General features: G+C 57.6%; 13 protein-coding genes. 5 read left to right on the top strand and 8 right to left on the bottom strand.

Translation table 11 applies throughout. The annotated features are described in order from the left end of the window. Nucleotides 1–20: 20 nt before the first annotated feature. The gene (locus FJ978_RS11035) at nucleotides 21–1,274 is read left to right on the top strand and encodes a class I SAM-dependent methyltransferase (RefSeq protein ID WP_348640304.1); all 1,254 of its coding nucleotides are present in this window, start codon (nucleotides 21–23) and stop codon (nucleotides 1,272–1,274) included. A gap of 2 nt (nucleotides 1,275–1,276) precedes the next feature. Beyond that, the gene (locus tag FJ978_RS11030) at nucleotides 1,277–2,491 is read left to right on the top strand and encodes a class I SAM-dependent methyltransferase (protein ID WP_140572140.1); all 1,215 of its coding nucleotides are present in this window, start codon (nucleotides 1,277–1,279) and stop codon (nucleotides 2,489–2,491) included. Here FJ978_RS11030 and FJ978_RS11025 read toward each other — a convergent pair. From FJ978_RS11025 to FJ978_RS11010, 4 genes are all read right to left on the bottom strand, one after another. Further along, a complete protein-coding gene (locus FJ978_RS11025; protein ID WP_140572139.1) occupies nucleotides 2,478–3,467 on the bottom strand; it encodes a hypothetical protein in 990 nt (329 codons plus the stop codon). The genes FJ978_RS11030 and FJ978_RS11025 overlap by 14 nt on opposite strands. Nucleotides 3,468–3,503: 36 nt before the next feature. After that, nucleotides 3,504–4,463, bottom strand: coding sequence for a glycosyltransferase family 2 protein (locus tag FJ978_RS11020; RefSeq protein ID WP_140572138.1), 960 nt, complete (start codon nucleotides 4,461–4,463; stop codon nucleotides 3,504–3,506). Between the two features lie 28 nt (nucleotides 4,464–4,491). Beyond that, nucleotides 4,492–5,580, bottom strand: coding sequence for a class I SAM-dependent methyltransferase (locus tag FJ978_RS11015; RefSeq protein WP_224729556.1), 1,089 nt, complete (start codon nucleotides 5,578–5,580; stop codon nucleotides 4,492–4,494). Nucleotides 5,581–5,708: 128 nt separating this feature from the next. Continuing rightward, nucleotides 5,709–7,025 carry a glycosyltransferase gene (locus FJ978_RS11010; RefSeq protein WP_140572136.1) on the bottom strand — a complete coding sequence of 439 codons (1,317 nt, stop codon included), beginning with the start codon at nucleotides 7,023–7,025 and terminating at the stop codon, nucleotides 5,709–5,711. A 268-nt stretch (nucleotides 7,026–7,293) separates the two neighbouring features. Here FJ978_RS11010 and FJ978_RS11005 point away from each other — a divergent pair, with 268 nt between their 5' ends. Both FJ978_RS11005 and FJ978_RS11000 read left to right on the top strand, forming a co-directional pair. Then, on the top strand, nucleotides 7,294–8,160 hold the full coding sequence (locus tag FJ978_RS11005) for a glycosyltransferase (RefSeq protein ID WP_013894105.1): 867 nt from the start codon (nucleotides 7,294–7,296) through the stop codon (nucleotides 8,158–8,160). Between the two features lie 13 nt (nucleotides 8,161–8,173). Further along, complete coding sequence (locus FJ978_RS11000; protein ID WP_013894104.1) at nucleotides 8,174–9,601, top strand: polysaccharide biosynthesis/export family protein; 1,428 nt, start codon at nucleotides 8,174–8,176, stop codon at nucleotides 9,599–9,601. Between the two features lie 27 nt (nucleotides 9,602–9,628). On the opposite strand, the gene FJ978_RS10995 is transcribed toward FJ978_RS11000, so the two are convergent. Further along, entirely contained in the window at nucleotides 9,629–11,089 is a 1,461-nt protein-coding gene (locus tag FJ978_RS10995) for a hypothetical protein (protein ID WP_140572135.1), read from the bottom strand. A gap of 133 nt (nucleotides 11,090–11,222) precedes the next feature. Between FJ978_RS10995 and FJ978_RS10990 the strand changes: the two genes are divergently transcribed. Next, complete coding sequence (locus tag FJ978_RS10990) at nucleotides 11,223–11,459, top strand: hypothetical protein (RefSeq protein ID WP_013894102.1); 237 nt, start codon at nucleotides 11,223–11,225, stop codon at nucleotides 11,457–11,459. A 39-nt stretch (nucleotides 11,460–11,498) separates the two neighbouring features. Here FJ978_RS10990 and FJ978_RS10985 read toward each other — a convergent pair whose 3' ends face one another. The 3 genes from FJ978_RS10985 to FJ978_RS10975 form a co-directional block, all read right to left on the bottom strand. Further along, nucleotides 11,499–12,362: a sugar transferase gene (locus FJ978_RS10985; protein ID WP_140572134.1), complete on the bottom strand. Its 864-nt coding sequence runs from the start codon at nucleotides 12,360–12,362 to the stop codon at nucleotides 11,499–11,501. Between the two features lie 440 nt (nucleotides 12,363–12,802). Continuing rightward, nucleotides 12,803–14,617: a GNVR domain-containing protein gene (locus FJ978_RS10980; protein ID WP_181176774.1), complete on the bottom strand. Its 1,815-nt coding sequence runs from the start codon at nucleotides 14,615–14,617 to the stop codon at nucleotides 12,803–12,805. Between the two features lie 220 nt (nucleotides 14,618–14,837). After that, nucleotides 14,838–17,162, bottom strand: coding sequence for an AGE family epimerase/isomerase (locus FJ978_RS10975; RefSeq protein WP_140572132.1), 2,325 nt, complete (start codon nucleotides 17,160–17,162; stop codon nucleotides 14,838–14,840). Nucleotides 17,163–17,240 lie beyond the last annotated feature (78 nt).

Below are 17,240 nucleotides of genomic sequence, written 5' to 3'. Positions count from 1 at the left end.
CAAAAATGTAGTTGAGGACGATGACCATGATGATCGCTGGTACGGCATCTGTGACCGAACAGACCTGCAGGTCTTGTGGTGGGCCTCACATGGATACGTTCTTGAAGCTCGGCAGGACACCTCTTGCCGACCGGCTTACAACTGATGCCAACCGTGGCGAGGCAGAGCCCGTTTTTCCGCTCAATGTCGCCTTCTGCCAAGACTGCAGTCTGGTGCAAATTACCGAAACGGTGAACCCCAGGATCCTGTTTGCCGATGCCTATCCCTACTACTCGTCATTCTCGCAAGCGTTGTTGGAGCACTCGCGGGAGAACGTTCTGGATCTGATCGAGCGGCGCGGGCTGACCGGCGACAGTTTCGTGATCGAACTGGCGAGCAACGATGGCTATCTTCTGAAGAACTATGTCGAAGCGGATATTCCGGTATTGGGCATCGACCCGGCCGATGGACCTGTCGCTGCGGCAAACAAGATCGGTGTTCCGACAGATCTTGCCTTTTTCACGCTTGAGCTAGCCGAAAAACTTCGTGAGCAAGGCAGACAGGCCGATGTCATTCACGCAAACAATGTCCTTGCCCATGTCGCCGACACCAATGGTTTCGTCGCCGGCGTCGCCAGGCTCCTCAAGGATGACGGCGTCGCGGTCATAGAGGCGCCGTATGTCGAGCCAATGATCGATCATTGTGAATTCGATACGATCTACCACGAACATCTGTGCTATTTCTCAGTGACGGCTTTGGACAATCTGTTTCGCAGGCATGGGCTCTATCTCAACGAGATAAAGCACCTATCGATCCATGGGGGCTCGCTTCGCCTTTATGTCGAGAAGCTGGAGCGTGTCGGAGCGAGCGTAAGCAATCAGCTGGCACACGAGAAATCACGCGGACTGGATGCTGTTGAATATTACCGCGATTTTTCCGCGAAAGTCGACCAGCTGAAGGTGGACCTTCGCAGTCTGCTGCATCGTTTGAAGGCCGATGGCGCCACTATCGCGGCCTATGGGGCCGCGGCCAAGGGGGCCACCTTGATCAACACCGCCGGGATCGGAGGTGATGTCCTCGATTTCGTGGTTGACCGCAACACACACAAGCAGGGCAAATACATGCCAGGCCAGAGAATCCCCATTCGCCCGCCCGAAGCCTTGCTGGATGCCCAGCCAGACTATGTGCTCGTCCTGGCTTGGAACTTTATCGACGAGATCGTGGCGCAGCAGTCGCAATATCGCGCTCGAGGTGGCAAGTTCATCGTGCCGGTGCCGACCCCACGGATCGTATGATCATGGGAATCCAAACCGCGCTCGGTGGCGAACTGCGCAGCGCCGTCCCAAGTCCCGCGCGCCTTCGTGGGGATTGTCCCGTGTGCGCAGGACAGCATTTGCTGCATTCAGTCTCCTTTAAAGCATTGCCGGTTTCGTGCAACTCACTGCACTCGGACGCGAAGTCGGCCGTCGCTGCAGCGATCGGCCACTTCGCCCTCGCCTTCTGCCGTGGCTGCGAACATTTCTTTAACGCGGCATTTGAAGACGATCGCGTCGGATACACCCCAGATTATGAGAATTCGCTGCACTTCTCGCCGCGTTTCGTAAAGTTCGTCGAGGATCTCGCGCACCGCCTATCCAGCACTTACGCGCTCGAGGGAAAACTGGTCGTCGACATTGGTTGCGGCAAGGGGGATTTCCTCAAACGCATTTGTTCGATCAGCGGCGCCAGGGGCATTGGCTTTGACAGGAGTTACGAAGACAATCGGGGCGAAAAAGTCGCCGGCGTAGAGTTCATCAACGACTGGTTCGGCGATGCCTATCCGAACGTCGACCCCGACTTCGTCTCCTGCCGTCACGTTCTGGAACACATGGCCAATCCAATAGCCTTCCTGCAGGGACTTCGCTCTCATCCTGGAGTTGGATCCAAGTCGGTGTTCTACATCGAAGTGCCCAATGCTCTTTATACATTGCGCGACATGGGCATCTGGGATCTGATCTATGAGCACGTATCCTATTTCACGCCGCAATCCTTGCGGGCAGCGATGCAGACGGCCGGTTTCGAGGTGCTGGACGAGGGTTCATCATACGGCGATCAGTACCTCTTTATAGAAGCAAAACCTCTGGCATCTCCGACGGTTATCAGTCTCTCGACGTCCGGGACGATCGACGCGCTGGTCCGCAAGTTCGATCGCACCTACCGCGACAAAGTGGCGTGGTGGCATCAGTACCTTTCAAAACAGGACCCGGCGCAGACCGTTGTGTGGGGTGCGGGATCGAAAGGCATCACTTTCGTCAACGTCGTTCCCGAGGGCGCGCGCATAAGCGCGCTCGTCGACGTCAACCCGCACAAGCAAGGCCGCTTTGCCCCGGGGTCCGGAACCCCGGTGATCGGGCCCGATCACCTGCGTGGCAGGCCTTTGCATTCGATCATCGTGATGAACCCTCTCTATCGCGACGAAGTAGCCCAGGCCGCCCGCCAGCTCGGCCTTGCGTCGGAGATCATCGTGGCATGATCGAACGAGGCGTCCTCTCGCAGTGAAGGCCTGGCTTCTTGATACCGGCGATGTCGATCCGCTGCAGGTTGATCGGCCTTAACCAGCAATGTCGCGTGTAGTCGGTGGCCAGACGCAGGAACTGGGTCCACTTGAGTGGCGTTTTGAACAGCGATCGCAAAAGTGTCAGGGAATTCAGGCCGATCAGAAAGCGGGAGCGAACAAGCTGCCCTCGCCGATTGACGGCCGCGTATGTTACGAACCCACGAAACTCAGCGCCAAATCGCTTCAACACGGCATCGATTTGAACATCATAACGTTCGTTCGCGCCAAAGCCCTGCATGGTTTTTGTCGTTCCCACGGGCCGCGTATGGCGCACGACGACATCGTCAATAATGGCGTACCGCAGCCAGGGTGTGTCAGTCAGGCGGGTCCAGAGCAAATCTATCCCTGTCTCGTAGCCCAGCCCGAACAATCCCAGCGCGGCCCGCAGGCAACGTGCGCTAAACACGGGGCACATCATTTCGACCGTGTTGGTGTATCGCAAGACGTATTGCCTTCCGCTGGTGAGGGTCGACGCATATGAAAAATAACTGTCTGATGACAAAGCCGGTTGAAACAAATCGAGATTGTACGTCTTGCCGATTTCGAAAAGGCGATTGATATCGTCCATGGTGGTGTCGATGTCATCGTCGATCAGCGCGATAAGATCGTAGTTGTCCAAGATCTCTGGGTAGCATTGGAACAGGGCATGATATCCGGCAATCTTGCGGCCGGGGAGGAAGACATTGAGATCGGTCGGTCGATGAGGAACACCAGCCTCATAGGCGGCGACCAGAAGGTCAAAACCGGCCTTGCCCACCCCATTCACCCAGCCGGGATGCAAAGATCTGCGTCCCGCGCGTACGATCACCAGATTCCTCATGCCCGACCCCTTGGGCAATTGTCGCGGGATTGGGAAGGCCGATGCACCCGGTGCCAGCTTGCGGCGATTCATTCAACCTCCGAGCGGATGGTCACCAAAATTGCTCATTTAGCCAGGAGATCGATTGGAAATTGTTTGGATGCGTTTTAGCGCCTCAAGGCCGGCACCGCGCAGTTTCGTGCGCAAGGTGGGAGAAACAACCCCCACGGCTTCAAGGCACAGTCGCGCGACAAGCAGTGGATTAAGGGCCCAGGCAAACAGATGAAAAAGTGTCCGCCCAAACGGTACGATCCCGCGGTGCCGATAGACGATCGCCACCAGATGCCTTAGCCGTGTCGACAGCTCAAAGGCGTTTGCCCTGGAGCCATCCGGATTTTGCCAGGCCAGTCGATCGGAACTCGGCAGTCGAACCGAGCGCATAGGATGGTCACGGCTAAACAGAACGGCCTCAGGAGCGCCCACAAACGTCCCCAGCAGAGCGATCTCGGCCAGAAGGGCACAGTCAGACCCATAGTACGGCTCGTGCAATGTTGTTTTGACCAGGGCGTCTCGCCGCCAAAGGCCAAACATGGCCGCGTCCCATCCGTGCGCCGCAACCATCAGCCGGAAGCGGGACGCCGGCGGCGCTCTTTCCATGCCGGACGGCACACGTTCGACATACCCCGTCAACTGTCCGGCCTCGTCGATGCCCAGCAGGCGGGGGTAGGCAATCACATGCGTGGCGTTCTCGTCGAGTGCACGAACGCACGCCGTGAGAAAACCTCCGTTTACCGTATCGTCGTGCGCGCACCATTTGAAATATTTGCCGGTGCTCAGTTTGAAAGCCTGGTTGAAGTTGCCGGCGGCGCCTAGATTGCGTTCGTTGCGAAAATAGCGGATGCGTCCATCCCGTCGTGCGAATTCCTGACAGATATCCGCGGTCCTGTCGGTGGAGGCGTTGTCGGTTATGACCAGCTCGAAATCGTTGAAGTCCTGATCGAGGATCGAACGGATCGCCTCGGCGAGGAAATTCTGGCCGTTATAGACGGGCAGACCTAGGGACACCTGTGGAGGCATGGGTACTTCCATTTTCAGCTCGCTCCGCGCGAGGTCGCGATCACACCGAGACGACTTCCGGCCGCAAGCCCAAGGCGTCCAGGGACTGGACCACTTCGTTGCGATAAATTGGGTTCATGACGATGACGAGGTCGGGTGGATGATCAACAAGCTCTGTCGGAGCGATCACAGGATGGCCGCTCCCTGGCGTAAATTTGCCTTGCTTGTAGGGATTGATGTCGACAGCAGCAGACACCTCCTCCCCTATCTTCAGTGTCGTCAGGAATGACACCGCCTTGGAGCCGCCGCCCCACAGCACCACGCGCCGGCCAGCGGCATGGGCAGAACGGATACGCTCCAGCCATCGATGTTGCGAAGCCCTTACGCGGATGGGAAACGTTTCGGCCAAGTGGTGCATTTCCTCCAGGTCGCGTTCCAGCGGCAGCCTTGGCATTGATCGGTCTTTTGACGGCCTGGCGTACTGGACGATGTACTGCTTGTCGTAGACGAGTTCCAGATCGATGACGTCGAAGCCTTCCTGCCGAAATAGGCGCGCATGCGCGCCGGCACTGAAATAGGAACAATGCTCGTAATAGATATCCCAAAAGGCACTTTCGGCGAGCACGCGTTTTGCGTCGGGGGTTTCGAAGAAGATCCAATCTTCGGTCCGTTCGCCAACCATCTCGCGGATCAGCCGCACGAATGCGGCAACCGACTTTATGTGCTCGAGCGTGTGTCGGCAAAGGACCGTGTCGGATTGAAGATGCCGATACCGCGTTCCGAAGAAGTCGACGATAAACTCGATGTCGTGGAAGTCTTCGTTGCGTCCCTTGTCGGCGCGATACCCTGGATCGATGCCGACCCCCGTGGCCTTGCCCGACTGGCAGAGTTCTCGCAAGAATTCTCCCTTGCCGCAGCCTATCTCCAGCACCCTCTTGCCCGCTATCTCGCATTTGCGAGCGATCTCATGCGCGAGCTCCTTCGCGAAGTTGTTGAAGGTGCTCGAAAAATGCTGCGATTCCTCGAAATTGGTCGAGTAGACCATAACGCCTTCGTCAAAGGCCTTGTTGAATATGAAGCCACACGCTTCGCAGAATGCCAGATCAATCTGGCGACGGGGAAAGGCTTGAGCTTCCTCAGCCGTGTTCAAGAGGACGCAACTGTGAACCGGGACCGATTCGACGCAATAAATTGATCGACCAACCGCCGCTGAGCAGCACGGACACGCCGTCGTTCGAAGTGCCTGGCCGTTCCTGGCAGCATGCGGGTCAAATGAATTCATGGCAGGGTTGCCTCGGCAAGACTATCGGAAATGTCGCGGGCCGTACTCTCGGCTCCGAGATATGCGTTGTGTCCCATTTCGCGGGCAGACTGAACTGATTGAGCAAGGCCAAGGGCGTCACATATGGCCAAATCAAACCGTTCCTCGGAGAACCGGGCTGCATTCAGGCGGCATGCGTTCGGCGCAATAGAAGTTGTGTTCGCCTCGAACCGCTCAATAGCGGTCGAAAGGGAGCCAAGTGTCTGCTTGTCGAAGAGCACGCCGGTGGGGTGATTGCTGTCGCCAAGCGGCCGAACAATGTCGCGAGCCCCGCCACGGCCGAAAGCGATCAACGGAGTACCGCACGCTTGCGCCTCGGCAAGGGCAATCCCGAAGTCTTCGCATCCGGCGAAAACCATGGCGCGAGCGCGCGCGATCTTGTCGATATAGTCGTGCCGGGGCAGGTACCCGGTAAAGACAATGTTAGGACCGGCGATCGATCTCAGGTGCTTTGATTGCACGTCGTCGCCTACAACGACCAGCCGGCGCGATGGCATTTTGCTGAATGCCTCAATGATGAGGTCCGTGCGCTTGTAAGGAGCGTGAAACGCAGCCGTGACATAGTAGTCGTCCTTGTCAGCGACGAATTCGAGCTCCTGGATGGCCACAGGTGGATGGACCACCCTTGCGTCGCGACCGTAGATCCGCTGGATTCGCGAACGGACGTAGGTCGAGTTCGCCAGCATCAGATCAGGACCATGCGCGGTGCGAACATCCCACATCCTCAGATTGTGAAGCAGATACCGAAACGCCAGGCCCTTCGGCCCGAATCCTAGCCCACCCTGCTGCAGGTAGGAGAATTGCTCGTCCCAGGCATATCGCACCGGACTATGGACATAGCAAAGATGGGGCTGGTCCGGCCTGGTCAGAACGCCTCTGGAAAAGGCTGCAGACGAGGAAATGACGGCATCGTACCCAGTTACATCAAATTGCTCGACCATGAATGGGCAGAGAAAGAAAAGTGACCGGTAATACTTTTTTACAAACGGAAGACGATTCATAGGGGATACGTGGAACATGACACCCCTGAAATAATCTTCTTTTACGTCCTTCGGCAGAAAATCAAACAGCGTAAAGACCTCGGCTCGCGGGAATATCTTGCAAAGACGAGCGAGAACGCGTTCCCCGCCTCGAAAATTCGGGCACCAGTCGTGCACGAGAGCGATGCGGGCGTTACGGTCGATAGCGGCCAATGGCGTCGTGGCAGCGGAACGGGTGCTACTGCCACCAAGACGTTGTGAGTCAGAAGATTTTGCCCGCCGCTCATGACGCATGTGCTTTCCCCCGACCCCTTGCCATCATGCGACAGTGTGTTGTGCGTCCGATCTGCACAAGCTCCCTTTCAGGCTGAGCTGCGTCCCTGACAGAGCATGCATGCATGCATTCCAACGGAGTAAGCCTGCTACTTCGATGTGCCTAAGAGCGGGCATCAGCGCCAACCTATGCACAGGCTGCATCGCTGCGTTTGGCGCGTTAGGATGCATCATGGAGCCTGGCGCGCCTGCATCTGGTTTTGTTTGCCAAAGGAAGAGCTGATCGTCGATGAAAGTGGTCGTGGCCATTGCAACGTTCGGACGTCCTGAACACGTGACCCGACTTCTTGCACAGCTTGAGAAGCAGTCCAGATTACCGGACGCCGTCATCATCTCCGCCCCGGATGCCGGACACATCCCCACCAATATGGCCTCAACGTTCCCCGTCTCGATACTGCTCGGCAAGACCGGCTTGCCCGCTCAGCGAAACGTCGCTCTCGACGCGGTCGTTGACCGGTTCGACATTGTCACCTTTTTCGATGACGACTTCATTCCTGAAGACACCTATCTCGCCGGCGTGTCGAGGGCCTTCGAGCAGCAACCTGACTGGGCGGTCATAACAGGCAACGTGCTTAGGGATGGAGCAAGCTCGGCAGGCCTGACCTGGGATGAGGGTATGCAAGCGCTCGCAGATGCCGGCCCCACCGCGCAAGCGCGCGGCGTGGACAAGCTGTGTGGCTATGGCTGCAACATGTCCATCAGGACGGCATTCATAGGCAATCTGCGCTTTGATGAGCGCCTAGTCCTCTATGGGTGGCAGGAAGACGTCGATTTCACCAGCCAACTGAGAGTCAAAGGGCGGGTTGTTGGCTTGAACTCGGTCCGGGGTGTCCACCTCGGCGTGAAGACCGGCCGCGTTAGTGGTGTTCGCTTCGGTTATTCTCAGGTAGCCAACCCAATATATCTTATCCGCAAAGGCACCGTTCCGTTCATCTTCGCATTGCGGCTGGTGGGCAAGAATCTTCTCGCTAATCTCGCACGCAGCCTCTGGCCGGAGTCCTATGTCGATCGGCGAGGACGCCTCCGTGGCAATCTTCTTGCCATATCACATGTGGCGAGAGGTCGGGTAGAGCCGGAATATATTTTGGAAATCTAGCGCAGAGGTCGTGATGCTGGAAGAGCCAACTCGTTCGATTGACATTGGGTTGACCAATCGCGTGGCGTGCTCACGCAAGCTGTTCAATCGATGGAGGACCGCGCATTTTCTTCGTGTGGCTGTGCTGGCGGGACTTTCAGCCAGCGCAGTTGTTGGCGCTTCATCTGCCAACCCCACAGGGTATGTTCTGGGGGCTCAAGACAAGATTCGCGTGAAGGTCTACGAATGGCGGGCGTCTCGGGACTCGATATTTGCTTGGGATGCGCTCAATGACGTTTATACGGTCGGCCCAGATGGCTCCGTTTCCCTGCCATTGGTCGGAGAAATCAAGGCTGCCGGCTTCACGACCCAGGAGGTCGCGGGCTTCGTCGGCGAAAGCCTGATGCGAAGCATTGGTCTGGCAAGACCACCGGCCGCAGCGGTGGAAATCGTCCAGTTCCGACCGATTTACGTGGTGGGCAAGGTCTCGCAGTCGGGAGAGTTCGCGTATCGGCCGGGGCTGACGGTCTTGAAGGCATTAGGTCTTGCAGGCGGACTGCGAACCCGGGAAGACAAGGACGCAAGGTTCGAACGCGAGGCGATCCAGGCCCGCGGGGATCTTGGTCTGATCAGGTTGAACGAGGTCAATCTGCTCGTGCGGAAAGCACGGCTGGAGGCGGAACTGTCTCATGCCGACGAGATAGCCCTCCCGCCGGAAGTGACGGCCCACATTCAAGATAGTGCGATCGCCATGATCGTCAAGCAGGAGCGCCTGGTGTTTCAGGCGCGGAGCGAAGGGCTGGATACCCAGATCAAGGCACTTCAAAACCTGCGAGAATTCCTTGAAAAAGAACTCACGTCGCTTGAGGAGCAACTGGTTTTCCTGGATACGCAGATCAAGTCCATTCAAAAGGAGCTGAAAAGCGTCTCAGCGCTGGTGGACAAAGGTCTCGCGGTTGCGCCTCGCGAATTCTCCTTGGAACGGACGCTCGCGCAGGCCCAAAGTGAAAGGCTTGCGGCTGAGACCAGCCTGCTGCGGGGCCGCCAGGAAATCAGCAAGACGGACATTTCGATTCTTGAACTCCAGGATGGGAGGAGAAACGAGGTGACGGTCGACTTGCGCCAAACGCAGGCCGAGCTCGATGCCCTCGCGAGCAAGACAGAGACAACACAGCAGCTGTTGTACGATTCCGAAGTCTCCGCCCCAAGCCTGGAAGCCCGCCGGGCCGATACGGAAGCGGCGGCGCCGATCTACACGATTTTCAGGCCATCCGCGGACGGCACGACAGAGAAGTTGGAAGCGAGCGAGACGAGCGCTGTCGAGCCCGGGGATACCATAAAAGTCGACATACCGATGATCTCGGATGACCTGGGTGCGTTCGGCGCAACATCGAAGGGACGCAAGCAGGCGCCCGGTATAGCGCTTCGGGAAGACCCCACCAATACCATCGCTATTCCATAGGCCGCGACCCCGGGCATTCGCAACTTGTCACGCGTGCCCAGGGATCGAAGCCGTTCGACGCTTGCCGGAACGGACTGGATGATCGAACCGCGGCATGGCGGCAACCACGGCGCGATTGTCTTTGACGGGCAAGCGTCGACACACGAGAACGACAGCAAGTGGAATATAGAACACGATGCCTGGGTCGGGGCTGCCACTTGCCAGCGATCCAGCCACCAGTGAGGACAATGCGCAGGCGCGGGCGCTCGAGGCGATGGCGTCCACCTGCGGATCGACATGGCTGCTGCCTCGTAGGCCTCGCATCAGCATCGCCAGTAGAACCATCATGATGACCGTACCGAACAATCCCAATTGAGATAGAAGCGCTATCGGCCAACTTGACGCTCGAGAGCTGCCGAGGCCGACTCCCAACCCCGCCGTATCGAAGAAGGACTGCAGGCTCTTGTAGTTCCAGTAGCTGCGCTCCTGGCCGGAGGTCGACGTGACCTTGTTGATGATGGTGGTGTCGACAAGCTGCACCACCGGATCGAGGAAGTGAGGGTAAAACAAGATGACGCCCATACCCAGGAGCAGCAGGGGCATGAGAAGCGTCAAAAGCAAGGCTTCCCCAGATCTTAGCCGACCTGAAGCCAGGGACGTTGCGATGGATATGACGACCGGCAAGCTGACGATGGTGAGGCCGACATAGGCGGTCGACGATGTCGATAGCAACAGGAGGCCGAACAATACGGATCCCAGGCCGAGCGCAAACTTGGATCCGGTCTTGGTCCAGTAGGTGTAACTGAACGCAAGGCCTGACAGGGATACGCCGCCGAAGGCCGAAGCTTCTGAAAACGCCCCCGCGATGCGAAAGAATCCAGCCTCTGTAACGTCCGTCAACATAGAGTAGTTGGCGGTCCGGATGGGGGCGAGGATGTCGCCGGCACCTGCGACTTTCCCCAACAGATCCAGCATGCCCATCGACACGTGCAAGATGAACCACAAGAAGTAACCGCGTTTGATATCCGTTAACGTGCCTTCGCGCTGAACCAGCACGCAGACCGCCAGAAACGTAAGCCCAGCAAGCACGAAGTATCCGGTCTGAGAAATGTTGGCCGACACCGGCGCCAACGCCGCTTCGTAGACGCCCCTGCCGGTTCGCGACGCAACAAAGGCACTGGTCTGTCCCTCAAACAGCCGTGGGAACAGCAGCGCGCCCAAAGTCACATAGATCATCAGCGCGCACACGATCCATGTTGCACCAATATGTCCGAAGGCTATTCCAATTTCGCGCCATATTCCACGCCGCGCCAACGCTGTCGCGATGAGCAGTATGTTGAAAATCGTGAAGATCAGCGGAGATGATCCTCCTAGGGAGCCTATTGTGCCGATTGCGGTCGCGCCGAAAGCCAGCGAGGCAATAAGGGCGGTGATCATCGACCAGTGCATGTAGGTCACAACTGCAAGAATTCCACAGCATACCAACAGGCCAACGACGGAGATTTGCACTCAAATCCTCCAATAACCGGCGTATGATGCGCAAGCGCATGGACAAATCATCTGCTTCACACGAAGGGCCGACTCTGATCTCCTGCGCACGCTGATCAGATCGACCGTACCAAGCCGACCTGGGGAGATCGTCGTGTTATTTGCCGTCGTCGGCGTTGCAAGCCTGTCCCTGCTGATCGGGCTGAAGTTCCGCGCGCCAGCGATTATTGTGGCTACGCTTGTGGTGATCCTCATGGGCATCATCACCGGCAGTGTTCTCCAGCTTTCGGTTCGAACCACGATCGGCTCTACACTATGCCTGGTTCTCGTTGCGCAGACTTTCTATCTGATCGGCCTTGCGATCGGACTGCTGCGCCACCGTACCCGGTAGCGTTGTAAGCGCGTTGGCCGTGGTTCCAGCGGGTGCCACCTAGGAAGTCTGATCAAATCGCAAGATCGCCGGTATTGTCCTTGCAAGGATTTTGAGGTCGCTTGCGAATGACCATGTCTGGATATACTGAGTGTCGATCGATACACGGGAAGAATATTCGGCCAGGTTTCTGCCGCTCACCTGCCAAAGGCCCGTCAGCCCTGGGCGCGCTTTCAGATATTCCAGCGATGCGGCTCCATAGCGTTCCAGTTCGTCGGCCACGACAGGTCGCGGACCAACGCAGCTCATGTCGCCACGCATGATATTGAACAACTGCGGCAGCTCATCCAAGCTCGATCTCCGCAGCATATGGCCAAAAAACACAACACGTGGATCGCACTTCAGCTTCTGGTTGGCCTCCCACTCTTGAGCGGCGTCAGGATTGGAACTCAAATGTCGTTCCAGCACCTCCTCGGCATTTCGAACCATGGTGCGGAACTTGTAGCAATCGAAGGCCGCTCCGTTGAACCCGATGCGGCGGTGAACGAATAGTACCGGCCCGCCCGTCGTTATTTTTATGACGAGAGGGATGAATATCATAACGGGGCTGACCAGAACGAGCGCGATTGAGGCAACCAGGAGGTCTAGCAGCCGTTTTGCACGACCCCCGATTGGCTGCAGGCGTCGGCTTGGTGCGTTGTCGTTGGCGATTGCCGAAGATTTGTCGGTCCCAGGAGTGATGGCGTTGGGGGCTTGGCTGGCGCTGACTTCTGCTGAACAGACAGAATGTACATGCGGCCTGATGCTTGCGCTGGGCTCCGGCAGGGCAAACAGTGCCACCGGCGCGGCTCGCTTCCCCACCGAAGGGTTCATTCCAAGCTGCTGCAGACTGTTTTCAAACGTGTCGGACATTTGTAGCGACAACTTTCTGTTTCCTTGACATATTCGCAATCGAGCATGCCGGTCAGCAAGCAACGAAAAGGTAGTAGGTCTGCGATTACGCACTTCACCCAACTTACGCCGAAGTTGCTAGAGAACGACCCCTGGTGCCCACCCACATATGCGCACCCGCCAGCGTTTATAGCGAGTGCACCGGCGAGACCTGCGCGTACGACGCAAGCCTTGCCGCAGGCCGCACGGCTATGCCGGCGGGTGTGAGGCGGGCCGATTGGACGGAGCGGCGGCCAGATTGTCTACGAAAGCGAACGAAGCGGGGCGATGGCGTGCAACCTGGCGCCGGCGACGCCCGTCATCAGCATTGCAAGACGCCTATGCATCCAAGCGTCAGGATGCCTGACTGTCATGTCAGCCGAACCAAATCGACGGGGTCAATTCCAAGACGGCAACGCGCCAGGGGGTCATCGTTAGCGTGGAGCTTGAGCTGCGAGCTTACGGTGATCACGCGTCGAAGCTGAATGGACTTTGGTCAGTATTACGCCCAGGACGGTTGAATTGTTGTTCCTGAGGGTCGCCACTAGCTCTGCAAGTTGGTCCATGGAGGTTACGCCCCACTGCGCTACAACAATCACGCCAGCAAGCATCGGGCAGATTGAAAGTGTATCGGATCCCGATGTAAATGGCGGAAGATCTACAAGGGTCATCTTGTAGTATAGGCCGACTTCCTTCAGAACATTCTCCAAATTCTTGGCGATAATCAAATTGCCTGCTCCACTCTCAGAGCTCTTCAAGCAGTAATATCCAGTTTCCTCAATTAACTGGATTTTTCTTACATGCCCTTTTGCATCAACGGATTCCTGGTCGAACACATCGAAATTCGGCGTCTTCAGCAAATCATTGGCCACGGCGGAATTATTGTCGGCATTAACGACCAGAGTTTGAATGCCCGATACTGCATAGAGCGCCGCCAGATTGCTAACGACGGTGGCTTTTCCGTCTCCGGGGGACACTGAAGTGATCCCGATCCGCGCTTGGCTGGGTCCTCTCGCGACGTTGATCGATAATTTGGCACTTTTCAAGCTGGCCGCGAAGACGGATTGAGGCTCCCTGAGCACCTCGTCGAGACGACCGAAACCACCTCGTTTGAAACGAACGTGCGGCAACTCTCCAATACACGCCAGACCCAGTTCCCGGCCGATTTGCTGCGCCGAGCGTACATTGCGATCAAGACTTCGTCGAGCAACGGCAAAGCCGATGCCGGCGACCAGTCCGGCGAGTCCCCCGAAGGCAAGGATCAGTTTCTTGCGTGGCCAGCTTTCCACCTTCGGGCTGGTCGCAGAGGTGATGACCCTGGCATTTGCGATTAGATATGGCTGTTGATCAACCGAATTTGTGTATGCCGCAAGCAGGCTCTCATACATCTTGCGGTAGGTATCCGCGGTAACTTCCAGCTGCTCCAGGGTGGTCTGGCGGTCGCCGCCAGCCACGCCATCCTGGCCGCCGACAGGCGTTTGGTTTTGATCGATACTATAGTCATGCTTTGCCCGAAACTCCTGGGCGATGCGGGTGGCTTCGTTCATCTGGTTGCCGACCTCCTGCATCCTCTTCTCCAACCAAACGATCCCTTCTCCAGCTGCCTGCGTTGTCGTTTGAACCTGCTCGCGCACGAAGGCATCGGCCGTCGCATTTGCAATACGTGCCGACAAAGCCGGCTCCAAGGACTGGAAGGTGATATCGATCGCGTAGGAGACGCCGACACGCTGCACCTCCAGACCCTCATCGAACACCTCAACCGCGACGCGCTCGCGCTCCGATTCCGGTTGCCGAACTTCCGTTTGTTTGTCGTCTGACCACGGGAAATTCTCCAACGCGGCATAGTCGCCATGGTCGTGCAGCGACGCGGCGTCAACGATGCTGGCCCAGGCCCTTCGAATCCGGGCCCCGATGCCAGGCCCATGAATGTCCCTGAAGCTTGGATCGTTCATAAGCCCAAGGTCATCGATTACCATCATCGCGATCTTCTGGGAGCGCAGAACCGCGAGCTGGCTCTCGACCTGGGCGGTGTCGAGAGACAGGTTCACTTCGGCGGGCTGCTGTTGCTGAAGGCCGCGGGGAATCTTCGGCTCGATCAGGATTTGCGTTCGCGCCGAATAGATCGGGTCAGAGGTGATGACATAGAACGTCGATAGCAAGAGACCTGCAACACAAAACGCAGATATGAACACAATATACTGCCTCACAAAGTAGAATACATCGTGAAGACTGATAAATTCGTGCGACATGCCAACTTCTCGCCATGACCTGTCGTTTGTCGCCAGCGACCGTTGTAGCATGCCTGAAATCCATATTTAGGACTGGACCAATTCCAGCAGTTGAGAGATAGGCTGTCGCTCCCGCTGCGAAAACCCGTTCAAATGGTGTACAGTGCCGAGCGGTGTTGCTCCCAATGGTGGTCGGTATCAGCTCATTTTGATGAGGCGCGGCCGGTATGACAGAGGCATTCTAAGCCGAATCCCGAAGCGCCTGATCGAACATATCTCGATCCAAGCCGGGCCTTGATGCATCAGGCGATGCCGATATCGGCCGAACTATCGCACTCTCCGTCTTGTCAAGATACTGCATCAGGGCCGTCACCAGGTGGTAGAATATGCTGGCGGGCGTTTCCGTGGCTAAGGCCCTGCCCTTTTCATCGATCCTGTCGATCCACAGTCCTACGGGGGCTGGGTCGATATGCCAGCGAAACAGGCGCCCGACACGGGTTTCGATCTCCGGCTTCAGGTCTGGCCCGCCGGTTCCATCCAGTGCGATCGCGGCCTTGATCGCCTCCGCCTGGGGCCAGCTCCTCGAGATCATGTCGAGCGGCAAAGCTGAACGCGAGACGGCACCATAGGCCAGGCCGGTCGATCGATTGAGCCCATTGGCTATAGCGGAGGCATAGAGCTTTCTTGCATAGGGCATGAGATCAGTCTGTCCGCTCTTGTCGGCAAACTCGACGAGGAGCGAGGCCCATTCGAAATGGTGGCCGGGCTCAGTCCATTGCCCCTGCTCACCGGCAGCCGGCTTCCATTTGTCGTCGAAATACTCCCCGAGCGTCCAGCTGTCGACATCGAAAAAATGCGTGCGGAAGAGATCGACGATGCGCGCTGCATGGCGAAGATAGCTCCGCTGGCCGGTAGCCGTATGCCACGCCAAGAAGGCTTCCAGCAAATGCATGTGGGGGTTGCTGCGGCGTAGCCCCGTCCCGCTCGACGTTTCGAGAAACCCGTTCAAACGGCCATCTTCAAGATGCGCGGCGACGAAAGCCATGGTTTCTTCGCCGAGCCTGAGCGCATCCGGGTTTTGTGCCTGATGGGCGTATGCCAGGGCCAGAAGAACACAGGCATGATCGTAGGCATCCTCGCACGGATCCGCGACGGCTCCGTCGACATTGAGTGTACGTGCCCAGCCACCTCGACTGGTTCGTCCACGCTTCATGAACTCGATTCCATGCGCGATGATATTGTCGGCGGGTCCGTCCCACCCGCGCAGCTTGGCGACCGAAAACGCATAGACCTGCCGCGCCATTGTTCGCATGCGCTTTTGCTTGGAAAGCGGCTTGCCGTCTAGCGATAATGCCTCGTGGAAGCCTCCGTAGCGTTCGTCCACCCCCACCGTCGACCAGTGCGGCAATGTCTCATTGAAAAGCCAGTGTGCAACACGCTCGCGCCAGGCGCCCGGCAGCAGAACATGATTGTGGGAAGGCGTGAACTTGGTTTCGAGACGGCCCCATTTCTCAAGCCGCTCGACAACCCGCCTAACATGCTGGCTTTCGGCTACAGGGGCCACGAAGGTCGCATCGGCGGTCGAGACAACGGCAACGTTCTTCAGCCCGATTGCCGACAGCAACCTGCCGCGGCTGCGCAGATAGGAATTTTCGCAGTCTATGGCAACGACATCGCCGATCACCACATTTCCGCTCTCATCGGTCACGCTTGAATCCAGCAATGATTGCCAAGAGCCAAGATCGCTCCAAGTGAAGCTTGCAGGTACCAGAGCGATATTGCTGACTTTCTCCATGATGGCGTAGTCAATGGATATCGCCGGGATTGACGCATAGAGATCGAGCGGGAGATAGGTACCAGAGACGTTTGTCGTCGCCGCATCCAGGGCTTTTTCAGCGCGACGCCAAATCTCGGGACGGTGGCGAAGAAAGGCTTCCCGCATGGTGCTCGCGCGGTACAGAAAGATGCCTGTGTTCCAGAAAAATGAATCGGTGCCGATGTACGTCTTTGCCACCTCGAGCTCGGGTTTCTCGATGAACCGAAGCACGTTGCGAATGTCGGTTCCATCCGTGGGCGCCCCGGCCTCAATGTAGCCATATCCAGCTTCAGGGCGACTTGGACGTAGGCCAAACACAACAAGGCTGCCTTCGTCCGCAGCTGGCACGCCTTTCTCGATTGTCTCCCAGAATTCCAGGTTGGTGGAGATCGCATGATCAGAGGGCACGATGAGAACGATCCCATCCCCGTAGCGAGCCATCGTGTGCAGCGTCGCAGTGGCGACGGCAGCAGCAGTGTTGCGTCCGACCGGTTCGAAGACGGCACATCCACCAGAAAGGTCAATTCCGACAAGGTCAGACCGGACCCTATCTGCGTTGCGTTCCGACGCTATCAGATGGATCGGCGTCTCGGCGTTGCAGCGGCTCTTCAGTCGCCTGACGGTTTGGGTCAGCATTGACCCTTCACCAGCGAGATCATGGAACTGCTTCGGGTTGTCCTCCCGAGACAGCGGCCATAGCCGGGCGCCAACTCCGCCACTCAACACAAAACAGGAAATTCGACCAGTCATGATGCTTTCAACCCGCTCAGGCGCGACACAGATCGCCAGTAAGCTTTCCCTTGAGAGCCCGGCAGCCGTAGCCGACGC

The sequence above is a fragment of the Mesorhizobium sp. B1-1-7 genome, assembly GCF_006442705.1.
Taxonomy (GTDB): domain Bacteria; phylum Pseudomonadota; class Alphaproteobacteria; order Rhizobiales; family Rhizobiaceae; genus Mesorhizobium; species Mesorhizobium opportunistum.
This window is presented reverse-complemented; position numbering and strand designations above follow the sequence as displayed.

Coding starts and splice junctions, on each gene's coding strand:
- FJ978_RS11005 (WP_013894105.1), top strand. CDS start 7,294: ATGAAAGTGGTCGTGGCCATTGCAACGTTCGGACGTCCTGAACACGTG.
- FJ978_RS11000 (WP_013894104.1), top strand. CDS start 8,174: ATGCTGGAAGAGCCAACTCGTTCGATTGACATTGGGTTGACCAATCGC.
- FJ978_RS11025 (WP_140572139.1), bottom strand. CDS start 3,467: ATGAATCGCCGCAAGCTGGCACCGGGTGCATCGGCCTTCCCAATCCCG.
- FJ978_RS10980 (WP_181176774.1), bottom strand. CDS start 14,617: ATGTCGCACGAATTTATCAGTCTTCACGATGTATTCTACTTTGTGAGG.
- FJ978_RS11020 (WP_140572138.1), bottom strand. CDS start 4,463: ATGGAAGTACCCATGCCTCCACAGGTGTCCCTAGGTCTGCCCGTCTAT.
- FJ978_RS10975 (WP_140572132.1), bottom strand. CDS start 17,162: ATGACTGGTCGAATTTCCTGTTTTGTGTTGAGTGGCGGAGTTGGCGCC.
- FJ978_RS11035 (WP_348640304.1), top strand. CDS start 21: ATGACCATGATGATCGCTGGTACGGCATCTGTGACCGAACAGACCTGC.
- FJ978_RS11030 (WP_140572140.1), top strand. CDS start 1,277: ATGGGAATCCAAACCGCGCTCGGTGGCGAACTGCGCAGCGCCGTCCCA.
- FJ978_RS11010 (WP_140572136.1), bottom strand. CDS start 7,025: ATGCGTCATGAGCGGCGGGCAAAATCTTCTGACTCACAACGTCTTGGT.